This is a genomic window from Halomonas sp. B23F22_3 (assembly GCF_043496965.1).
Taxonomy (GTDB): domain Bacteria; phylum Pseudomonadota; class Gammaproteobacteria; order Pseudomonadales; family Halomonadaceae; genus Halomonas.
Genome location: NZ_JBIEKG010000003.1, coordinates 303316 through 321895, shown reverse-complemented (window position 1 = coordinate 321895; position 18580 = coordinate 303316). Strand labels below are relative to the sequence as shown.

Sequence of the window (18580 nt, the reverse complement as noted above, 5' to 3'; positions counted from 1 at the left end):
CATGGACCAGGGTGGGGAGCCAACCGGCCAGCAGGTACTGGTCGAGCACTACGAGGCGCTGCGCTCGCGCACCCGCCAGATGCTGGATTCGGCTCGCGACGCCGACTGGCCGACGCTGATCGGCCAGCAGGAGAGCTACCTCATGCAGGTGGAACAGCTGGCGACACTCGAAACCGAACGCCAGCTGGATGCCGAGAACCGGGCCCGCAAGGCGACACTGCTCGAGGAGATCCTGGAGAACGATCTCGAGATCCGCGCGCGCCTGATCGAGCGGCGCGACGAGCTTGGGGAGCTGATCGGCACCGCGCAGCGTCAGCGCAAGCTGCACCGCGCCTATGACATCAGCGATCCGGGTCAAGGAAGCCGCGCCCGGTGAGCGGCATCACCCCGCTGCTGGATACCCTGCTGCACCAGGTGCTGGGCAAGCGCGTCGACACCCAGCCCCCTCAGGACCTGAACCAACCGGTCAAGCCGACCTCCCCTGCCGAGGCCCCGAAGGCCCTGCACAGCGACTCGCGGCTCGATGCGAGGAGCCGACCCGCCCCATTGCCCGGCCTGGGGCGCACCCCAGGCACCGCGTCGGACAGCGCGACCCAGCCGCTCCCCGCATCGGGCCAGTCGCCCGCCTCGACCCAGACCCACTTCAGCCGCTCGGCGCTCACCATCGCCGACCTGTTGATGCGCTTTCCCGCTCCGCCCTCCTCCGTGCGGCCGCCAATGCCGCTGATGGCCACGGGGCAGGCGCCGGAGGCGGCCAACTTGGCGTCTCGTCTGGAGGAGAGCATCCGCCATAGCGGGCTCTTCTACGAGTCGCACCTGGTCCGCTGGTTCAAGGGGGAGATGCCCCGCCAGCAGCTCCAGCAAGAACCCCAGATGTGGCGCACGCTGCAGTTCGCCCTCGCCGGCACGCAGCAGGGCGACGCCGCTCCGAGCGGGCTCGCCGGCCCTCGCGACCTGCCCTTTCTGCCCGGAGCCCCCCTGCCCCGCGGGGCACGCCCCGGGCCGAACACCCTACCGGCCGGCATTCCACCCGCTTCGGCCTCCTCGCCGCCACCGGCCAACGTCGTGAGCCAGTCCCCCGCGGCGGCACCGGCCAGCCCGGCGCCATCGCCCGCCGGCTCGGAACAGGGCGGTACCGTCGCCGCACGGGAGACGCTGGCCGAAGCGCTCCCCCGGCCCCCTGCTGGCCCACCGATTCACGAGAGCCTGCAGGGCATCGTCCGCCACCAGCTCGAGATGCTGGTGACACCGGCCCTGCGCTGGGAGGGCGACGTCTGGAGTGGGCTGTTCATGGCGCTGATGGTTCCGATGCCACCGGGTCACCAGGAGTGGACGGGCGGCGAAGAGGCCGACGCGCAACGCCGGGAAGGCGAACAGCGCGGATGGCGCTCGGAGATCGATCTGGACGTCGCCGGCCTGGGACGCCTGAAGGCCTCGCTGTGGATGGATGCGGACCGCGTGGAGGTCGACCTGCGCCTGGCCCATGAGTCGGCCCGACAGCGCCTCGAGCGTGATCTGGAGAGCCTGCGCTCCCGACTGGCCGGCCATGGCTTCGAGACGGTCCAGATCGAACTGGGCAAGCTGGACGAGGAACCGACACCGTGAACGACCAGGATCCCCGAGGGCGCCGCCAGGCCGTGGCCCTGGCCTATCACGACGCGAATGACGCGCCACGTGTCATAGCGCAAGGATATGGCGAGCTGGCCGAGCGTATCATTGCGGAAGCCCGGCACCAGGGCGTGCACGTCCACGATGCACCGGAGCTGGTCGGCCTGCTGATGCAGCTGGATCTGGACGAGGCGATCCCCCCACGACTCTACCAGGTCATCGCGGAGCTGCTGGTCTGGGTATATGAACGAACCCCGGAATCATCAACGGATCATCCCTAACGTGATAGAGCACCGCTATGGGTGTCATAGCGCTAATCTGTGTAAACATTTGTAAAAAACTAAGTTTAATTTAATGCATGAGATACAGTGAGAGAAGCATGATTTTTCTCATCTTTTTTATTAGGTAATACCATTTATCCCGATCGGCCAGCGCGTGACTCCTCTCGGGCCCGATTGCATCTGCTCACCAACCGCTGACAATACGGACGCCCCGGCCACGTCAACAGACGCCGGAGCAGCGGTCATAGGCCGCCATGTCCATACCATCGGGGTTGGGAGTCGACAGAGAGCCATGCAGACCAATAGCCACATCGACGAGATTCACGAGATGAATCTCGCCTACCTCCTGCTCGCTCAGCGCCTGATCAACGAGGATCGCGCCACGGCCAAGTTTCGCCTCAAGATCGATGACGAGATGGCGGACCTGCTTCAGGAACTCAATGCGCGCCAGCTGACCCGGCTCTCGCGGGTCAATCAGCTGCTCTGTCACTTCGGTCACGACAGTGCCGAGCAGCTGCGACAGTTGACCCACAATCCCCGGGAGCAGGGGCTTGCCCAGTTCCACACGTCGCTGTTGATGGCCTCCCGGCCGGCGGCATCGACCGCCAGGGAGCAATAAGGGATGTCCACCAAGAGCCTGCTCGCGGAAATGAACCAGGTGCAGCTGGCGATCGACCTGATCGAACTCGGCGCACGCCTGCAGGTGCTGGAGACCGAGACCGACCTGAGCCGCGCCCGACTGATCCGCCTGTTCAAGGAAATACGCGGCATGTCGCCGCCCAAGGGCATGCTGCCCTTCTCCACGGACTGGTTCATCACCTGGATGCCGAACATCCACTCATCGCTGTTCTACAACATCTTCCTGCGTCTTCTGGAAGATCAGGGCTGCGAGCGGATGGAGGCCTTCATCAAGGCCTATCGGCTCTACGCCGAGCAGGTGGAGATCGATGGCGCCGAGACCGTGCTGGGCCTGACTCGTGCCTGGACCCTGGTGCGCTTCTTCGAGAGCGATCTGCTGCAGCTCTCGGCATGCACCCGCTGTGCCGGTCACTTCGTGGCACATGCCCACAGCCCGACCCATGACTATGTCTGCGGCATCTGCCAGCCTCCCTCGCGCGCCGGCAAGACCCGCAAGCGTCAGCAGAGCGTGGCGGAACAGCCCCCCAGCGACGCCTCGTCGACACCCCACCGCCATCATCGCCGGGCCTGACCCTCCCGGCCCCAGGCCCGCGATACTCCGCCGCTTTTCGACGACAAGTTTCACCGCCTCCCTCAAGTCTCTCCCGACACCGCCGATATCCGATGAAGAACGTCATTCATCGCCACGCTAGGGATACCGGCCGTGCTGATACCCATTGGATACCTCGTCGTCATCTTGTCCGTGTTCGGGGGCTTCGCCCTGGCGGGCGGCCACCTGGGCCCGCTCTTCCAGCCCACGGAGTTCCTGATGATCGGCGGCGCCGGTATCGGCGCCTTCATCGCCGCCAACAACGGCAAGGCCATCAAGGCGACCTTTCGCATCTTCGGCCGGCTGCGCCGCTCCAACAAGTACGACAAGGCGCTCTACATGGAGCTGCTGGCGCTGCAGTACAAGATGCTCGCGAAGATTCGCCGCGACGGCATGCTGGGCATCGAACGCGACATCGACAACCCCGCCGAGAGCCCGCTGTTCAACGAACATCCCCGCGTGCTCGCCGACCCGCTGATCATGGCTTTCCTCACCGACTACCTCCGCCTGATGGTCAGCGGCAGCATGGATCCCATGGAGCTCGACGAGCTGATGCTCCACGAGATCGAGGCCTTCGAACAGGAGGCGCATATCCCGGCCGACGCCATCGCCAAGGTCGGGGATGCCATGCCGGCCTTCGGCATCGTGGCCGCGGTGATGGGCGTGGTAAAGGCCCTGAGCGCGGCCGATGCCGCGCCCGACGAGATGGGGCGGATGATCGCCCACGCCCTGGTCGGCACCTTCCTCGGCATCCTGGCCGGCTACGGCTTCATCAATCCGCTGGCCAGCCGCGTCGAGCGGCAAGCGAAGGAGGTGGAGAAGATCCTCCAGTGCATGCGGGTCACCCTGCTGGCCAGCCTGCACGGCTATGCCCCTCAGCTCGCCGTGGAGTTCGGACGCAAGGCCCTGCATACCGAGGAACGCCCCGGCTTCAGCGAACTGGAGGAGTACGTCCGCAGTGCCAAGGCAGGTGAAGGCGGCGCATGACCCCGAATCGCAGACCCATCATCATCCGCCGCAAGAAGGTCGTCCATCGGCATCATGGCGGCAGCTGGAAGATCGCCCTGGCGGACTTCATGACGGCCCTGATGGCGCTGTTTCTGGTCATGTGGATCCTCTCGCAATCCGACCAACAGCAGCGGGAGGCCGTCTCCGAGTACTTTCGCACCCCCCTGCTGACCGCCATCACCGGCGGCGATGGCGCGGCACGCAGCCCCAACGTGATCCCCGGCGGCGGCCCCGACCCGGTGCATTCGGAGGGCGAACGCGCGCGCATCGACCTGCGCACCCAGACCCGCCCCAGCGACCAGCAGCGCCGCGCCTTTCGCGATCTCCAGCAGCGCATCGAGAGCGCCATCGCGGCCGACCCGGACCTGCGCCAGCTGCAGCAGCAGCTGCGCTTCGACATGACCCCCGAGGGCCTGCGCATCCAGCTGCTCGACACCGAGCAGCGCCCGATGTTCGAGCTGGGTAGTGCCCGGGTCGCGTCCTACATGCGCGACCTGCTGCGCACCATGGCGCCGCTGCTCAACGAGCTACCCAACGACCTCAGCATCAGCGGCCACACCGACAGCCTGGCCTACCTCAACGGCACCCGCGGCTACGGCAACTGGGAGCTCTCGAGCGACCGGGCCAACGCCTCGCGCCGGGAGCTGGTGGCCGGGGGGCTGAATCCGGCCAAGCTGCTGCGGGTCTCCGGCTTCGCCGATCGGGTCGTGATGCCCGGCACCGAGGCCAGCGACCCCGTCAACCGACGCATCGAGCTGCTGGTGCTGTTCCGTGCAGTCGCCGAGCGCATCCGCTCGCCGGGCGTGCTCAACGGCGCCGGCTCACCGTCGGCGCTCGGCCGGCAGCAGAATCGCGGCAGCAATGAGGCGCCGCTGGAGCGATTCAACCGCAGCCTGCAAGAGGCGCTCGGCACAGAACAACCACGGCCCTGAGGGGCAACAACCATTCCTGGGTGGGGACACGCGCATGGATATCACCGATTTCTATGAGACCTTTTTCGAGGAGGCCGAGGAGCTGCTCGCCGACATGGAGCGCCACCTGCTCGAGATCGACCTCGAGGCGCCGGATGCCGAGCAGCTCAACGCCATCTTCCGCGCCGCGCACTCGATCAAGGGTGGCGCCGGCACCTTCGGCTTCGACGTGCTGCAGAAGACCACGCACCTCTTCGAGAACCTGCTCGACCACACCCGCCGCGGGGAGCTGACCCTGCGCCGGGACATCGTCGACACCTTTCTGGAAACCAAGGACATGCTGCACGACCAGCTGGACGCCTATCGCAACGAGGAGGTCCCCGACCAGGAGGCCTTCGCGCGGATCTGCCAGACCCTGCAACAGCTGGCCCTGGAGGAGATCGGCCAGGAGCTCGAGGCGGCCGGCGGCACGCCCCCCGCGGAACCGGTCGCCGCGAAGCCCGAGCCGGAAAGCACGCCCTCGGCCGACGGCGAACCGGCCGCATCCGCTTCGGGCGAGCAGACGCTGACCGTGGCCCTGCTGAACGTCGGCGAGAAGGACCGCGGCCTGCTGGTGGAGGAACTGGAGCAGCTCGGCACGGTGCAGGAACAGCACGGCGACGAGGCGCGCTACGAGGTCACGCTGCAGACCGCCATCGGCGGCGAGGACATCGAGGCGGTGATGTGCTTCATCGTCGAGCCCGAGCAGCTGCAGGTCACCCCCGCCGCACCGGCATCGGCCGCACAGGGCGCCGAGGCTCCCGCCGCGAGCGTCCCCGACGCCCCCCAGGGGAGCCAGCCAGCAGGCGCCGACGAAGAGCCCCCGAAGAAAGCGGCCGCCCCGCAGGAGGGCGCCAAGGCCGATGGCGGCAAGGCGGCAGATGCCAAGAAGGAGGGTGGCAAGCCCAAGGCGAAGAAGGCCAAGGCGGGCGGCGAGTCCAGCTCGATCCGGGTCTCGGTGGACAAGGTCGACCAGATCATCAACCTGGTGGGCGAGCTGATCATCACCCAGTCGATGCTCGACCAGACCGTCAGCGAACTGGACGGCGTCACCCATGGCGGCCTGCTCAACGGCATGAGCCTGCTGCAGCGCAACGCCCGGGACCTCCAGGAAGCGGTCATGTCGGTGCGCATGGTGCCCATGGACTACGTGTTCAGCCGCTACCCGCGCCTGGTGCGCGACCTCGCCGGCAAGCTCGACAAGGACGTGGAGCTGGTCACCGAGGGCGAATCCACCGAGCTCGACAAGAGCCTCACCGAGCGCATCATCGACCCGCTCACCCACCTGGTGCGCAACAGCCTGGATCACGGCATCGAGGACCCGGAGACCCGCGAGGCGGCCGGCAAGCCGCGCACCGGGCGCCTGACCCTCTCGGCCCAGCACCAGGGCGGCAACATCCTCATCGAGGTGATCGACGACGGCGCCGGCCTGGATCGCGACAAGCTGCTCGCCAAGGCACGCGAAAGCGGCCTCGCGGTCTCCGACACCATGAGCGACGACGAGGTGTGGCAGCTGATCTTCGCCCCCGGCTTCTCCACCGCCAAGGAGGTCAGCGACGTCTCCGGGCGCGGCGTGGGCATGGACGTGGTCAAGCGCAACATCCAGGGCATGGGCGGCCACGTCGAGATCATGTCCCGCAAGGGCCAGGGCACCACCACGCGCATCGTGCTGCCGCTGACCCTGGCGATCCTCGACGGCATGTCGATCAAGGTCGGCAGCGAGGTCTTCATCCTGCCGCTCTCCACCGTGCTCGAGTCCCTGCAGCCCTCCCGCGAGGACCTCTACGCCATGGCCGGCGACGACGTGGTGCTCAAGGTCCGCGACGAGTACCTGCCCGTGGTCGCCGTGCACTCGGCGCTGGACGTGGCGGGCGCCAAGACCGAGCTCAACGAGACCATCGCGGTGATCGTGCAGGGCGAGGGGCGCCGCTACGCCCTGCTGGTGGATGACCTGATCGGCCAGCAGCAGGTGGTGGTGAAGAACCTCGAGACCAACTATCGCAAGGTGCCGGGCGTCTCGGCGGCGACCATCCTCGGCGACGGCAGCGTGGCGCTGATCCTCGACATCGCCGACCTGCACCGCCTGAACCGTGCCAAGAAGGAGGCGCGACGCCCGCAGCGCGCCACCACCGACCACTCAACGCTGTTTCGCAAGGAGGGAGAACCATCATGACCAGCCTGACACGCAACGCCGACCACGCCGCGTCCGAGGCCCATAACCGCGAGTTCCTGGTGTTCTCGCTGGGCGAGGAAGAGTACGCCATCGACATCCTCAAGGTGCAGGAGATCCGCGGCTACGAGAACGTCACGCGCATCGCCAACGCCCCGGAGTTCATCAAGGGCGTGACCAACCTGCGCGGCATCATCGTCCCGATCGTCGATCTGCGCATCAAGTTCCACCTCGACACCGTCGAGTACGGCGGCCAGACCGTGGTGATCGTGGTCAACGTCGGCGAGCGAGTGGTGGGCATCGTGGTGGATGGCGTCTCGGACGTCATGACCCTCACCCCCGAACAGATCAAGCCGGCCCCGGAGTTCGGCGTCACGCTCTCCTCCGACTTCCTGAGCGGCCTGGGCAGCCTCGAGGATCGCATGCTGGTGCTGGTCGACATCGACAAGCTGCTGACCAGCGAGGAGATGGCCCTGGTCGAATCCGTCGGCGACTGACCCACGCCCGGCTCCATACACGACTCGATGACCCAATGACCCGCGAGGGGACGGCACAATGCGGCAACTGACAACAACACAAAAGCTGTGGGGATCGCTCGGACTCATCTGGCTGGCCATGCTGCTCATGGTCGGCTGGGGCGCCTGGGAGACCCGCCAGACCATGCTCGAGGAGCGGCGCGCGGCGCTCGAAGTCTACATCGACCTGGCGATGTCGACCCTCGAAGGCCAGGCCGAGCGGGTCGCCGCCGGCGAGATCGACCGCGAGACGGCGCAGACGCAGGCCGCGTCGCTGATCAAGGCCATGCGCTACGACGAGGGGCGCGGCTATTTCTATATCTTCAACGGCGACTTCGCCCTGCTCAGCCACCCCCGCCTGCCGGTAGGCACCGAGGTGGGCGACTTCCAGAACGTCGAGGACCGCTACCTGTTCCGCGAGTTCGCCGAGGACGTCGCCCAGGACGACGGCTACGTCGACTACCTCTGGCCCCATGAGGAGGGAGGCGAGCCCGCCCCGAAGTCGTCCTACCACGAGCGCTTCGCCCCCTGGGGCTGGATCGTCGGCACCGGCGTCTACATCGACGACATCAATGCCGCCTTCGTCTCCTCGCTGACCGGCACCCTGCTGGCCCTGCTGGTCATCGGCGTGCCGGTGAGCCTGCTGATGGTGATGGTGATCCGCGGCGTGACCCGCGCCCTGGGCGGCGACCCGCGCTATGCCGCCGAGGCGGTGGGGATCATCGCCGACGGCGACCTCACCCGGGAGGTGCGGCTGCGCGCTGGCGACACCGGCAGCCTGCTCTACGACATCGAGCGCATGCGCCGCGCCCTGGCCACCACCATCGGCGAGATCCATCGCGACAGCGACGCCGTGAACACCGAGGTGGTCGCGCTCGGCGCGGGCAACGACGAGCTGGCCACACGCACCGAACAGCAGGCCGCGGCCCTGGCCGAGACCGCCTCCAGCATGGAGGAGCTGACCACCACGGTGCACCACAACGCCGAGCACACCGAGCGGGCGAGCACCCTGGCCGGCGAGACCTCCTCGAACGCCGCCCGCGGCCGCACGGCGATGGCGGACGTGGTGGGCGCGATCACCGAGATCAACGACAGCGCCTCCCAGATGAACACCATCGTCGACACCATCGACGCCATCGCCTTCCAGACCAACATCCTGGCCCTCAACGCCTCGGTGGAGGCGGCCCGCGCCGGCGAGCACGGCCGCGGCTTCGCCGTGGTCGCCGAGGAAGTGCGCAACCTGGCCAGCCGTTCGGCCACGGCGACCCGCGAGATCAAGGCGCTGATCGAGCACTCCGACGGCAAGGTCGTCGAGGGCACGCGACGGGTCAAGGAGACCGACGAGCTGATCGCCGGCATGGCCCGGGACATCGACCAGCTCAGCGGCCTGATGGACGAGATATCCACCGCCACCCGGGAGCAGAGCCAGGGTATCGAGCAGGTCGGCGTGGCCGTCACCCAGATGGATCGCATGACCCAGCAGAACGCCGGCCTGGTGGAGGGCAGCACCGACACCGCCCGGCGCCTGACGGTCAAGGCGCAGCACCTGCGCGACCGGGTGGCGCATTTCCGCGTCGCCCCGAGCGGCGCTGAGAGCCTCGCGCCAACCGACCCGCCCGCCGAGCGAGCACGCGACACCCGCGAGCCGGCCGAGGCCTGACCGCCCCTTCGATCACTGGGGCGGCCAGGGTCGCCCGACCACAGGAGAATCGTGTGAAGCTTCTCGACAACATGACCGTCAGGGTCAGCTGGAGCCTGGTGCTCGCGGTCTTCGCCGCCCTGGTGCTGGTACTGAGCGGCCTCGGGCTCTATACCGTGCGCTACAGCGAGGACTCGCTGCAGACCCTCAACCGGGTCAACGTGGACCAGGTCTCCGCGCTGAATCGCACCAACACGCAGATGCTGTTCGCGCAGATGGAGCTGCGCAATCTTCACGCGCGCCTTGCCCAGGCCGTCTGGCCGGACGAGCGGGAGGCGGTGAAGGCCGAGGCCGAGGCGCTGAGCGAGGAGCTCGACGGGGTCGAGTCGACCTTCCAGGAGTTCCTGAGCCTGCCGCGCCAGGCGGAGCAACAGCCCAGGATCGCGGCGGTGGAAGCGAGCTTCACGGCACTGATGAACGAGGGGCTGCGGCCCCAGCAGCAGGCGCTCACCGAGGGCAGCGCCGAGGCCTTCTCCAACCTGCACGACGACGTGGAGACGCTCACCCAGCGTTTCTACGACGACGCCGTGACCTTCTTCGTGGCCGCCGAACAGAATGGTCGCGCCCTCTACAGCGGCTTCTTCGATCAGGTCGGCCTCCTGCAGCTGCTGATGATCGCCGCCCTCGCCATCGCCGCCTTGACCATCGTCGGCGTGCTGTGGGGCGTGACCGTCAACGTCATCCGCCCGCTGGGGCGGCTGGTCGGCTACTTCGAGCGCATGGAGCAGGGCGATCTGGCCCAGGAGATCCCGCGCCGCGGCAACAACGAGATCGGCCGGCTCTACGCCTCGCTGTCGCAGATGCAGCAAGGCCTCGCCGAGACCGTTGGCCGGGTGCGGACCAGCGGCGAAGCGATCTACCAGGGCTCCCAGAGCATCGCCAGCGGCAACAACGACCTCTCCTCCCGCACCGAGCAGCAGGCCGCCTCCCTGGAGGAGACCGCCTCCAGCATGGAGGAGCTCTCCTCCACCGTGGGACAGAACGCCGAGAACGCCCAGCAGGCCAGCCAGCTGGCCGCCGAGGCCACCCGCACCGCGAGGCAGGGGGGCGAGGTGGTCGGCGAGGTGGTCGAGACCATGCACCGGATCAGCAAGGGCTCCCATCAGGTGGCGGAGATCATCGGCACCATCGACGCCATCGCCTTCCAGACCAACATCCTGGCGCTCAACGCCTCGGTGGAGGCGGCCCGCGCCGGCGAGCACGGCCGCGGCTTCGCCGTGGTGGCCCAGGAGGTGCGCAGCCTGGCCAGTCGCAGCGCCGATGCCTCCAGCGAGATCCGCGGCCTGATCAAGGCCTCGGTACAGCAGGTCGATGCCGGCACCGCCAGCGTCGATCAGGCCGGCCAGACCATGGAGGAGATCGTCCAGGCGGTGCAGCGGGTCAGCGACATCATGGACGAGATCGCCGCCGCCTCCAGCGAGCAGAGCAACGGCATCTCCCAGGTCAACGAGGCGGTCACCCAGATGGATCAGGTCACCCAGCAGAATGCCGAGCTCGTCCAGCAGGCGGCCAGCGCCGCCAACCAGCTGGAGGCCGAGGCCAGCCGGCTCAAGGTCGCCGTCACGCATTTCCAGATCGGCCAGCCGGCCACCCACCGCGAGGAGGATCATCCGCGGGACGACGACGCGACCAACGACCTGGCGCGCTGGATGCCATCGCTGATGCCGGGCCGGACGCAGGAGGGTCGGGCGCCGGAGGGTCGGGCGCCGGAGGGTCGGGCGCCGGCGCGACGCGTCGACGAGAAGGACGATGCGCGAAGCGCGCGTGATGACGAGTGGGAGTCGTTCTGACGCGCTCCGTCATCGCGCGTCTTTCGGCACCGCCCGAGAAGGCGGCACTCGATAACAATCAACTGGCCTAGCCATTTGCCTCAGCAGGGGACCTCGCATGCGAAACAATCAGCCCGTCACCCAGCGGGAACGCCCGCTCCACGATGAGCACTTCCTGATCTCACGCACGGACCTCAAGGGCCGCATCACCTATGCCAACCCGGCCTTCATCGAGGTCAGCGGCTTCAGCCACGAGGAGCTGATCGGCGCGCCCCACAACCTGGTGCGCCATCCTGACATGCCGGAGGCGGCCTACCAGAACCTCTGGGACACCCTGGCGGCCGGCGAGCACTGGAAGGGCCTGGTCAAGAACCGCCACAAGAGCGGCGACCACTACTGGGTGGAGGCCAGCGTCTCGCCGATCGTCGAGAACGGCGAGGTGGTCGGCTACGCTTCGGTGCGGGTCAAGCCCAGTCCCGAGGCCATCGAGAAGGCCGAGAAGGCCTACGCCCTGATCCGCGAGGGCAAGGGACGGCATCTCACCCTGGATCGCGGCCAGCTGCGCCGCCGCGGGCTGGCCGGCCGCCTGGCCCGCCTCAACCTGCGCAGCCTGCGGGCCCGGGTGGTGATCATGGTGATCGTGGCCGGCCTGCTGCTCTCGGCGAGCGGCGCCATGGGGCTCTTCGGGCTGCAGGTCGCAGGCGAGCGCCTGCAGGCCCTGGATCGCGACGGCCTGCAGGACGTCGCCCGCCTCCAGCAGATCGATCAGCTCGCCACCCGCGCCCACCAGACGCTCTCGCGCGGCAAGCGCTTCGAGCTGATCGAGAACAAGGAGCAGAACGCCGAATTCATGCGGGACACACAGGCCTCGCTGGCGTCGCTCTGGCAGGCGTACCGGGCCCGCGAGGTCAACCAGGGGGGCCAGGCCGACGTCTTCGACGAGGCGCTGACGCGCTACCTCGAGGAGGGCCTGGAGCGCGCCATCACGCTCTTCCAGACCGACGAGAAGTTCGAGATGTTCACCAGCCTGCCGCCGCACATCGAGGAGATGCAGGCGATGGGCGAGACCCTCTCCGGCGAGGTCAACGCGCTGATCGAGAGCAAGCAGGCCGATGCGGCCATGCTGGCCAACGAGGCACAGACCGAGCAGCGCCAGATGCTGATCGCCCAGGCCAGCATGCTGGCCATCGGCCTGCTGGCGCTGATCGTGATCGGCGCGCTGACCCTGCGCGCCATGCTGCGTCCGCTGCGTGACGCCCAGGCCTTCACCCTGCAGATCGCCTCGGGCAACCTCGCCGCCGACGTACCGGCGCGCCGGCGCGACGAGCTGGGCCGACTGATGGAGGCGCTCGATATCATGCGCAAGAGCCTCGGCAGCATCGTCGGCGACGTCAACAGCGGCATTCGCGTGGTCACGCCGGCCGCCCGGGACATCGCCTCGGGCAACGAGGATCTCTCCGCGCGCACCGAACAGCAGGCCGCCTCGCTGCAGCAGACCGCCTCTAGCATGGAGGAGATGACCACCACCGTGCAGCACAACTCGGACAACGCGCGCCAGGCCAGCGGCCTGGCCTCGGAAAACGCCGAGCGCACCCAGGAGACCGGCGAGCTGATGCACCAAGTCGTGGACACCATGGGCCAGATCACCGCCGGCTCGCGCAAGATGACCGAGATCATCAACGTCATCGACTCCATCGCCTTCCAGACCAACATCCTGGCGCTCAACGCCTCCGTGGAGGCGGCGCGGGCCGGCGAGCAGGGCCGCGGCTTCGCGGTGGTGGCCGGGGAGGTGCGCAAGCTGGCGGGCCGCAGCGCCGACGCCGCCAGCGAGATCCGCGAGCTGATCGACGGTTCGGCCCGCCAGATCGACGACGGCGCCGAGCTGGTGCGCCGGGCGGAGAGCTCCCTCAGTGCCGTCCTGGAGGCCTCCACCCGGGTCAACGACATCATGGGCGAGATCACCGCCGCCTCTGAGGAGCAGAGCAACGGCATCGGCCAGATCAACCAGGCCGTGGTGGAGATGGATCAGGTGACCCAGCAGAACGCCGAACGGGTCCAGGCCTCGGCGCGGGCCGCCGGCGAGCTCGAACAGCAGGCCGGCCTGCTCGGCAATGCCATTTCCGCCTTCCGCCTGCGCGGCGCGGGCATGGAGCGGGCGCCCTCCCTCGCGGAGCGGCGTGCCCGCACCGAGGCCTCCGCCAGCGCGTCTCCCTCGTCATCATCCGCGGACCATGCGGCCAGGCCGACCGCCCACCGGCATCAGCCTCGCCAGCCCGAGACCGTCGAGGAGTGGGAGGAATTTTGAACGAGCCCCGAAGCGTCGACATGCCGGCGGAAGAGAGCGGCTGGGGAGGTGGCCGGCTCGAGCGTGATCTCGAGCTGACCGATGCCGACTTCGCCCGGATCCGCCAGCTGATCTATCAGCGGGCGGGCATCGTGCTCGCCGAGCACAAGCGCGAGATGGTCTACAGCCGCCTGGCGAAGCGGATGCGCCACCACGGCCTGACCCGCTTCGCCGACTACCTCGCGCGCCTCGAGCGTCAGCCCGAGGCGCGCGAGTGGGAGGCCTTCACCAACGCCCTGACCACCAACCTCACCGCCTTCTTCCGCGAGTCGCACCACTTTCCGCTGCTCGCCGAGCACGTCTGCTCTCGCCCGGGCAAGGTCCGCGTCTGGTGCGCCGCGGCCTCGACCGGCGAGGAGCCCTACTCGATCGCCATGACGCTGATGGAGGCGCTGGGATCGCGCGCCGCCCAGGCCGAGGTGGTGGCGACCGATATCGATACCGATGCCCTGGCCCGGGCCCGGGCCGGCATCTATCCCCTGGAGCAGGTGTGCAAGCTCGAGGAGGCACGCACCAAGCGCTTCTTCCAACGCGGCAAGGGCGCGCACAAGGGCTTCGCGCGCATCCGCCCCGAAGTGGCAAGCATGATCGACTTCCAGCCGCTCAACCTGCTCGCCCCCCAATGGCCGGTAAGCGGCCCCTTCGATGCGATCTTCTGCCGCAACACCATGATCTACTTCGACAAGACCACGCAGAAGCGGATCCTCGAACGCTTCGCCCCGCTGCTCAAGCCCGACGGCCTGCTGTTCGCCGGCCACTCCGAGAGCTTTTCCTACATCACCGATGCCTTTCGCCTGCGCGGCCAGACGGTCTACGTCCGCACGCCCGCGCGCTGACCGCTAAAGTCTGGCTCCCGGCGGCCGATAGACGCTGCATGGTCGTTGCGTGCGGCCGCCCCGCGGGCCGACAAGACAACAGGAGACAACCCCTTGAGCGCCAACCCCATCAAGGTGCTGTGTGTCGATGATTCGGCGCTGATACGTGACCTGCTGACGGAGATCATCAACCAGCAGCCCGACATGGAGGTCGTGGCCGTGGCCCCCGACCCCCTGGTGGCCCGCGACCTGATCAAGCGCCACAACCCCGACGTGCTGACGCTGGACGTGGAGATGCCGCGCATGGACGGCCTCGACTTCCTCGAGCGCCTGATGCGCCTTCGCCCCATGCCGGTGCTGATGGTCTCCTCGCTGACCCAGTCCGGCTCAGAGGTGACGCTGCGCGCCCTCGAGCTCGGCGCCCTGGATTTCGTGGCCAAGCCGTCGCTCGGCATCCGCCACGGGATGATGGAGTACGCCGCGGAGATCGCCGAGAAGCTCCGCGCCGCGGCGCGCTCGCGGCCGCGCCAGGCGCGGCGCCCCAACGCGCCCGGGCCCCAGCCGCTCAAGGCGCCCATCGTCTCCAGCGAGAAGCTGATCATCATCGGCGCCTCCACCGGCGGCACCGAGGCGATCCGCCAGGTGCTCGAGCCGCTGCCGGCCAACAGCCCGGCGATCCTGATCACCCAGCACATGCCGGGCGGCTTCACCCGCTCGTTCGCCGAGCGCCTCGACCGCCTGTGCCAGATCAGCGTCAAGGAGGCGGTCGACGGCGAGCGCATCCTGCCCGGCCACGCCTACATCGCGCCCGGCGACGCCCACCTGAAGCTCGCCCGCAGCGGCGCCAACTACGTGGCCCGCCTCGACGACGGCCCGCCGGTCAACCGGCACCGCCCCTCGGTGGACGTGCTGTTCCACTCCGCCGCCGGCCAGGCGGGGCGCAACGCCATCGGCGTGCTGCTCACCGGCATGGGCAAGGACGGGGCGGCCGGCCTGCTGGAGATGCGCCAGGCCGGCGCGGCGACCCTCGCCCAGGACGAGGCCAGCTGCGTGGTCTACGGCATGCCCCGTGAGGCCGTCGCCCTGGGCGCGGCGGCCGAGGTGCTGCCTCTTGAGGAGATCGCGCCGCGCCTGCTCTCCCTGGCGGCGGCCTCGGGCCGCGCCCAGCGGGTATAGACGCCAGGACGCACACCGTCACCGGGCAAGACGCCCGGTGCCAACTCAGAAGGAAACGTCGGCATGACACGCCTCTTGCGCAACATCAGCATTCACGCGGCCATGGTGGCCGTCCTGATCTGCTTCGTGGTCTTCGTCGCCGCGGTGGCCGTCACGGGGCAGCTGGCCAGCCGCTCGGCCGACAACACCCTCGAGACCCTCGACCGGATCAACGTGGCCCAGCTCAACGCGATCAACCGGGCGGATGCCCTGCTGAGCGGTGCCCGGGCCGACCTGGAGTCGGCGGCCAACCTCTTCGTGCTGGGCCAGCAGGACAAGGCCGAGGCGCATCGGGCCGCAGGAGCGGATCAGCTGACGCGCGCCGAGGCGCGTTTCGAGGCCTTCGCCAGCGTGCCGCGCACCGCCCAGGAGAGCGAGCTCGGCGACCGGGTCGAGGCCACCTTCGGCGAGATGCTCACCCTGGCCCGTCAGAAGTACCAGGCCCTCGGGCGAGGGGAGATCGACGAGTTCAACGCGCTGCGCGAGCAGATGTCGGTGCCGGCCGAGGCCCAAGACGCCGCCCTCACCGAGTTCGTGCGCTACGCCGATGCGCGGGGCGACGCGCTGCTCGACGAATACAAGGACACCGAAATCCTGCTCCAGCGCGTCCAGCTGGGCGTCCTGGCTCTCGTCGCGCTGCTGGTGGGCATGATCTACGTGGGCCTGCGCAAGATCATCATCGTTCCCCTTCAGGTCGCCGTGGAGACCTTGGAGAGGATCGCCAAGGCCGATCTGTCGCGCCCGATCCGGGTGTTGAGCCGCAACGAGATCGGCCAGCTCTTCACCGCCATGCGCGACATGCAGCAGAGCCTGACGCGCATCGTCAGCGACGTGCGCGACGGCACGGACTCCATCCACGTCGGCAGCCGCGAGATCGCCGGCGGCAATGCCGATCTCTCCTCGCGCACCGAGCAGCAGGCCGCCTCCCTGGAGCAGACCGCCTCAAGCATGGAAGAGATCACCGCCACCGTCCGGCAGAACGCCGACAACGCCCGCCAGGCCAACGGCCTCGCCCAAGAGGCGACCCAGACCGCCGAGCGCGGCGGCGAGGTAGTCAAGCAGGTGGTCAAGACCATGCACGGCATCGCCGGCAGCTCCCAGAAGGTCGCCGACATCACCGGCGTGATCGACTCCATCGCCTTCCAGACCAACATCCTGGCGCTCAACGCCTCGGTGGAGGCGGCCCGGGCGGGCGAGCACGGCCGCGGCTTCGCGGTGGTGGCCGAGGAGGTGCGCAACCTGGCCAGCCGCAGTGCCGATGCCGCCAAGGAGATCAAGGGGCTGATCGACGGCTCCGTGACCCAGGTGCAGGAGGGCTCGGCGCTGGTCGAGCAGGCCGGCACGACCATGCAGGACGTGGTCAACTCGGTGCGCCGGGTGACCGACATCATGGACGAGATCTCGGCGGCCTCCCAGGAGCAGAGCGACGGCATCGAGCAGGTCAGCCAGGCCGTGGGCCAGATGGACCAGGTCACCCAGCAGAACGCTTCCCTGGTGCAGGAGGCCTCGGCGGCCGCCGCCTCGCTGGAGGAGCAGGCCGACCGCCTCGAGCGAGCGGTGGCGGTCTTCAAGCTGACGGAGGGCACGCGAGCCGCCGCACCGGCCAGGCCCGCCTCGCGTGCCGAGGCCGAGGCACCCGCCGCCGCGTCCCGGCCGCGCACCCCCACCTCGGGAGCGCCCGCACTGCAGGCGGCCGCCGAGGAAGAGTGGGAAGAGTTCTGATTCGACTGATGTAACAGCGGCCAGCACCGACGTGCCGGCTCCCGCATGCCATGACAGAAGAGGATATCCGATGGCAGACAAGAACATGAGCATCCTGGTGGTGGATGATTTCCCGACCATGCGCCGCATCGTGCGCAGCCTGCTCAAGGAGCTCGGCTTCACCAACGTGGAGGAGGCCGAAGACGGCCAGGACGCCCTGAACAAGCTCAAGGCGGGCGGCTTCGAGTTCGTGGTCTCGGACTGGAACATGCCCAACCTCGACGGCCTGGACATGCTCAAGCAGATCCGCGCCGACGACGGCCTCAAGGACCTGCCGGTGCTGATGGTCACCGCCGAGGCCAAGAAGGAGAACATCATCGCGGCGGCCCAGGCCGGGGCCAACGGCTATGTCGTCAAGCCCTTCACCTCGGCGACCCTGGAAGAAAAACTCAACAAGATCTTCGAAAAACTGGGCATGTAAGCCGACCGACAGGCCCGGCACCAAGGAGCGAGGATGATGAGCAACGAGATGCCGTCCCAGGACCCTCCGCAGGAGGCCAGCGACGAGCTGGTACAGCGCATCGGTCAGCTGACGCGCATGCTGCGCGAGAGCATGCGCGAGCTGGGACTCGACAAGGAGATCGAGCGGGCGGCCGAGGCGATCCCCGATGCCCGTGATCGCCTCAGCTACGTGGCGACCATGACCGAGCAGGCGGCCGAGCGCGCGCTCAACGCCATCGATCGTGCCCAGCCCCTGCAGGACGATCTCAGCGAGCGGGCCGAGGCGCTGGATGCGCGCTGGGCGCAGTGGTTCGCCGAACCCAAGGAGCTCGACGAGGCCCGCGAGCTGGTCCAGGAGACCCGCGGCTACCTGGCCGACGTGCCCCAGCGGACCCGGGCGACCCAGCAGGAGCTGCTCGAGATCATGATGGCCCAGGACTTCCAGGACCTGACCGGCCAGGTGATCAAGAAGATGATGGACGTGATTCGCGAGATCGAGCACCAGCTGGTGCAGGTGCTGATCGACGCCGTGCCCCAGGGAAAGGCCCGCGAGGACCTCCAGAAGCGCGCCACGGACCAGTGGCAAAGCGACGGCCGGCGCCGCGAGGAGGGGCTTCTGAACGGTCCCCAGGTCAAGCCCGAGGCCGAGGGCATCGTCACCGGCCAGGACCAGGTCGACGACCTGCTGGACGAGCTCGGCTTCTAGCCTACTTCCCCTCCCCGCTCCCCATGTGGCCGATAGTCGCGGATAAGACCGCGATTACCGGCCCTTTTTG

17 protein-coding genes are annotated in these 18580 nt (G+C 68.4%); all 17 read left to right on the top strand.

What is annotated here, in order from left to right; translation table 11 throughout:
• Position 1 precedes the first annotated feature (1 nt).
• Positions 2-376, top strand: a complete 375-nt coding sequence (locus ACGTNG_RS07920) for a flagellar protein FliT (protein ID WP_394576470.1) — start codon at positions 2-4, stop codon at positions 374-376.
• Positions 373-1605: a flagellar hook-length control protein FliK gene (gene fliK, locus ACGTNG_RS07915; RefSeq protein WP_394576468.1), complete on the top strand. Its 1233-nt coding sequence runs from the start codon at positions 373-375 to the stop codon at positions 1603-1605. Before ACGTNG_RS07920 ends, fliK begins: the two co-directional genes overlap by 4 nt.
• The gene (locus ACGTNG_RS07910; RefSeq protein WP_394576467.1) at positions 1602-1889 is read left to right on the top strand and encodes an EscU/YscU/HrcU family type III secretion system export apparatus switch protein; all 288 of its coding nucleotides are present in this window, start codon (positions 1602-1604) and stop codon (positions 1887-1889) included. Before fliK ends, ACGTNG_RS07910 begins: the two co-directional genes overlap by 4 nt.
• A 292-nt stretch (positions 1890-2181) precedes the next feature.
• On the top strand, positions 2182-2508 hold the full coding sequence (flhD, locus tag ACGTNG_RS07905) for a flagellar transcriptional regulator FlhD (RefSeq protein WP_394576465.1): 327 nt from the start codon (positions 2182-2184) through the stop codon (positions 2506-2508).
• A 3-nt stretch (positions 2509-2511) separates the two neighbouring features.
• The gene (gene flhC, locus ACGTNG_RS07900; protein WP_394576464.1) at positions 2512-3099 is read left to right on the top strand and encodes a flagellar transcriptional regulator FlhC; all 588 of its coding nucleotides are present in this window, start codon (positions 2512-2514) and stop codon (positions 3097-3099) included.
• Between the two features lie 132 nt (positions 3100-3231).
• Positions 3232-4104 (top strand): flagellar motor stator protein MotA, encoded by an 873-nt coding sequence (motA, locus tag ACGTNG_RS07895; RefSeq protein WP_394576463.1) that lies wholly within the window; start codon positions 3232-3234, stop codon positions 4102-4104.
• Positions 4101-5057 (top strand): flagellar motor protein MotB, encoded by a 957-nt coding sequence (motB, locus tag ACGTNG_RS07890; protein ID WP_394576462.1) that lies wholly within the window; start codon positions 4101-4103, stop codon positions 5055-5057. The genes motA and motB overlap by 4 nt, the downstream gene beginning before the upstream one ends.
• Positions 5058-5091: 34 nt before the next feature.
• Positions 5092-7248 (top strand): chemotaxis protein CheA, encoded by a 2157-nt coding sequence (gene cheA, locus ACGTNG_RS07885; protein ID WP_394576461.1) that lies wholly within the window; start codon positions 5092-5094, stop codon positions 7246-7248.
• Entirely contained in the window at positions 7245-7742 is a 498-nt protein-coding gene (cheW, locus tag ACGTNG_RS07880) for a chemotaxis protein CheW (protein WP_349756707.1), read from the top strand. Before cheA ends, cheW begins: the two co-directional genes overlap by 4 nt.
• Before the next feature lie 58 nt (positions 7743-7800).
• Complete coding sequence (locus ACGTNG_RS07875) at positions 7801-9420, top strand: methyl-accepting chemotaxis protein (protein WP_394576460.1); 1620 nt, start codon at positions 7801-7803, stop codon at positions 9418-9420.
• A 53-nt stretch (positions 9421-9473) separates the two neighbouring features.
• A complete protein-coding gene (locus tag ACGTNG_RS07870; protein ID WP_394576458.1) occupies positions 9474-11249 on the top strand; it encodes a methyl-accepting chemotaxis protein in 1776 nt (591 codons plus the stop codon).
• A 97-nt stretch (positions 11250-11346) separates the two neighbouring features.
• Positions 11347-13533, top strand: coding sequence for a methyl-accepting chemotaxis protein (locus ACGTNG_RS07865; RefSeq protein WP_394576457.1), 2187 nt, complete (start codon positions 11347-11349; stop codon positions 13531-13533).
• A 20-nt stretch (positions 13534-13553) separates the two neighbouring features.
• The gene (locus ACGTNG_RS07860) at positions 13554-14408 is read left to right on the top strand and encodes a CheR family methyltransferase (RefSeq protein ID WP_394576719.1); all 855 of its coding nucleotides are present in this window, start codon (positions 13554-13556) and stop codon (positions 14406-14408) included.
• A 93-nt stretch (positions 14409-14501) separates the two neighbouring features.
• Entirely contained in the window at positions 14502-15563 is a 1062-nt protein-coding gene (locus tag ACGTNG_RS07855; protein WP_394576456.1) for a protein-glutamate methylesterase/protein-glutamine glutaminase, read from the top strand.
• A gap of 63 nt (positions 15564-15626) precedes the next feature.
• The gene (locus ACGTNG_RS07850) at positions 15627-17324 is read left to right on the top strand and encodes a methyl-accepting chemotaxis protein (RefSeq protein ID WP_394576455.1); all 1698 of its coding nucleotides are present in this window, start codon (positions 15627-15629) and stop codon (positions 17322-17324) included.
• 70 nt (positions 17325-17394) lie between these two features.
• Positions 17395-17784 carry a chemotaxis response regulator CheY gene (cheY, locus tag ACGTNG_RS07845; protein ID WP_315585899.1) on the top strand — a complete coding sequence of 130 codons (390 nt, stop codon included), beginning with the start codon at positions 17395-17397 and terminating at the stop codon, positions 17782-17784.
• 36 nt (positions 17785-17820) lie between these two features.
• Positions 17821-18510: a protein phosphatase CheZ gene (gene cheZ / locus ACGTNG_RS07840; protein ID WP_394576718.1), complete on the top strand. Its 690-nt coding sequence runs from the start codon at positions 17821-17823 to the stop codon at positions 18508-18510.
• Positions 18511-18580: the final 70 nt, after the last annotated feature.

Excerpts from the sequence above, each read along its gene's own strand:
- cheY (WP_315585899.1), top strand. The coding sequence starts at position 17,395 with ATGGCAGACAAGAACATGAGCATCCTGGTGGTGGATGATTTCCCGACC.
- flhD (WP_394576465.1), top strand. The coding sequence starts at position 2,182 with ATGCAGACCAATAGCCACATCGACGAGATTCACGAGATGAATCTCGCC.
- cheA (WP_394576461.1), top strand. The coding sequence starts at position 5,092 with ATGGATATCACCGATTTCTATGAGACCTTTTTCGAGGAGGCCGAGGAG.
- ACGTNG_RS07920 (WP_394576470.1), top strand. The coding sequence starts at position 2 with ATGGACCAGGGTGGGGAGCCAACCGGCCAGCAGGTACTGGTCGAGCAC.
- cheW (WP_349756707.1), top strand. The coding sequence starts at position 7,245 with ATGACCAGCCTGACACGCAACGCCGACCACGCCGCGTCCGAGGCCCAT.
- cheZ (WP_394576718.1), top strand. The coding sequence starts at position 17,821 with ATGAGCAACGAGATGCCGTCCCAGGACCCTCCGCAGGAGGCCAGCGAC.
- ACGTNG_RS07850 (WP_394576455.1), top strand. The coding sequence starts at position 15,627 with ATGACACGCCTCTTGCGCAACATCAGCATTCACGCGGCCATGGTGGCC.
- ACGTNG_RS07865 (WP_394576457.1), top strand. The coding sequence starts at position 11,347 with ATGCGAAACAATCAGCCCGTCACCCAGCGGGAACGCCCGCTCCACGAT.
- motB (WP_394576462.1), top strand. The coding sequence starts at position 4,101 with ATGACCCCGAATCGCAGACCCATCATCATCCGCCGCAAGAAGGTCGTC.
- flhC (WP_394576464.1), top strand. The coding sequence starts at position 2,512 with ATGTCCACCAAGAGCCTGCTCGCGGAAATGAACCAGGTGCAGCTGGCG.
- ACGTNG_RS07860 (WP_394576719.1), top strand. The coding sequence starts at position 13,554 with ATGCCGGCGGAAGAGAGCGGCTGGGGAGGTGGCCGGCTCGAGCGTGAT.
- ACGTNG_RS07875 (WP_394576460.1), top strand. The coding sequence starts at position 7,801 with ATGCGGCAACTGACAACAACACAAAAGCTGTGGGGATCGCTCGGACTC.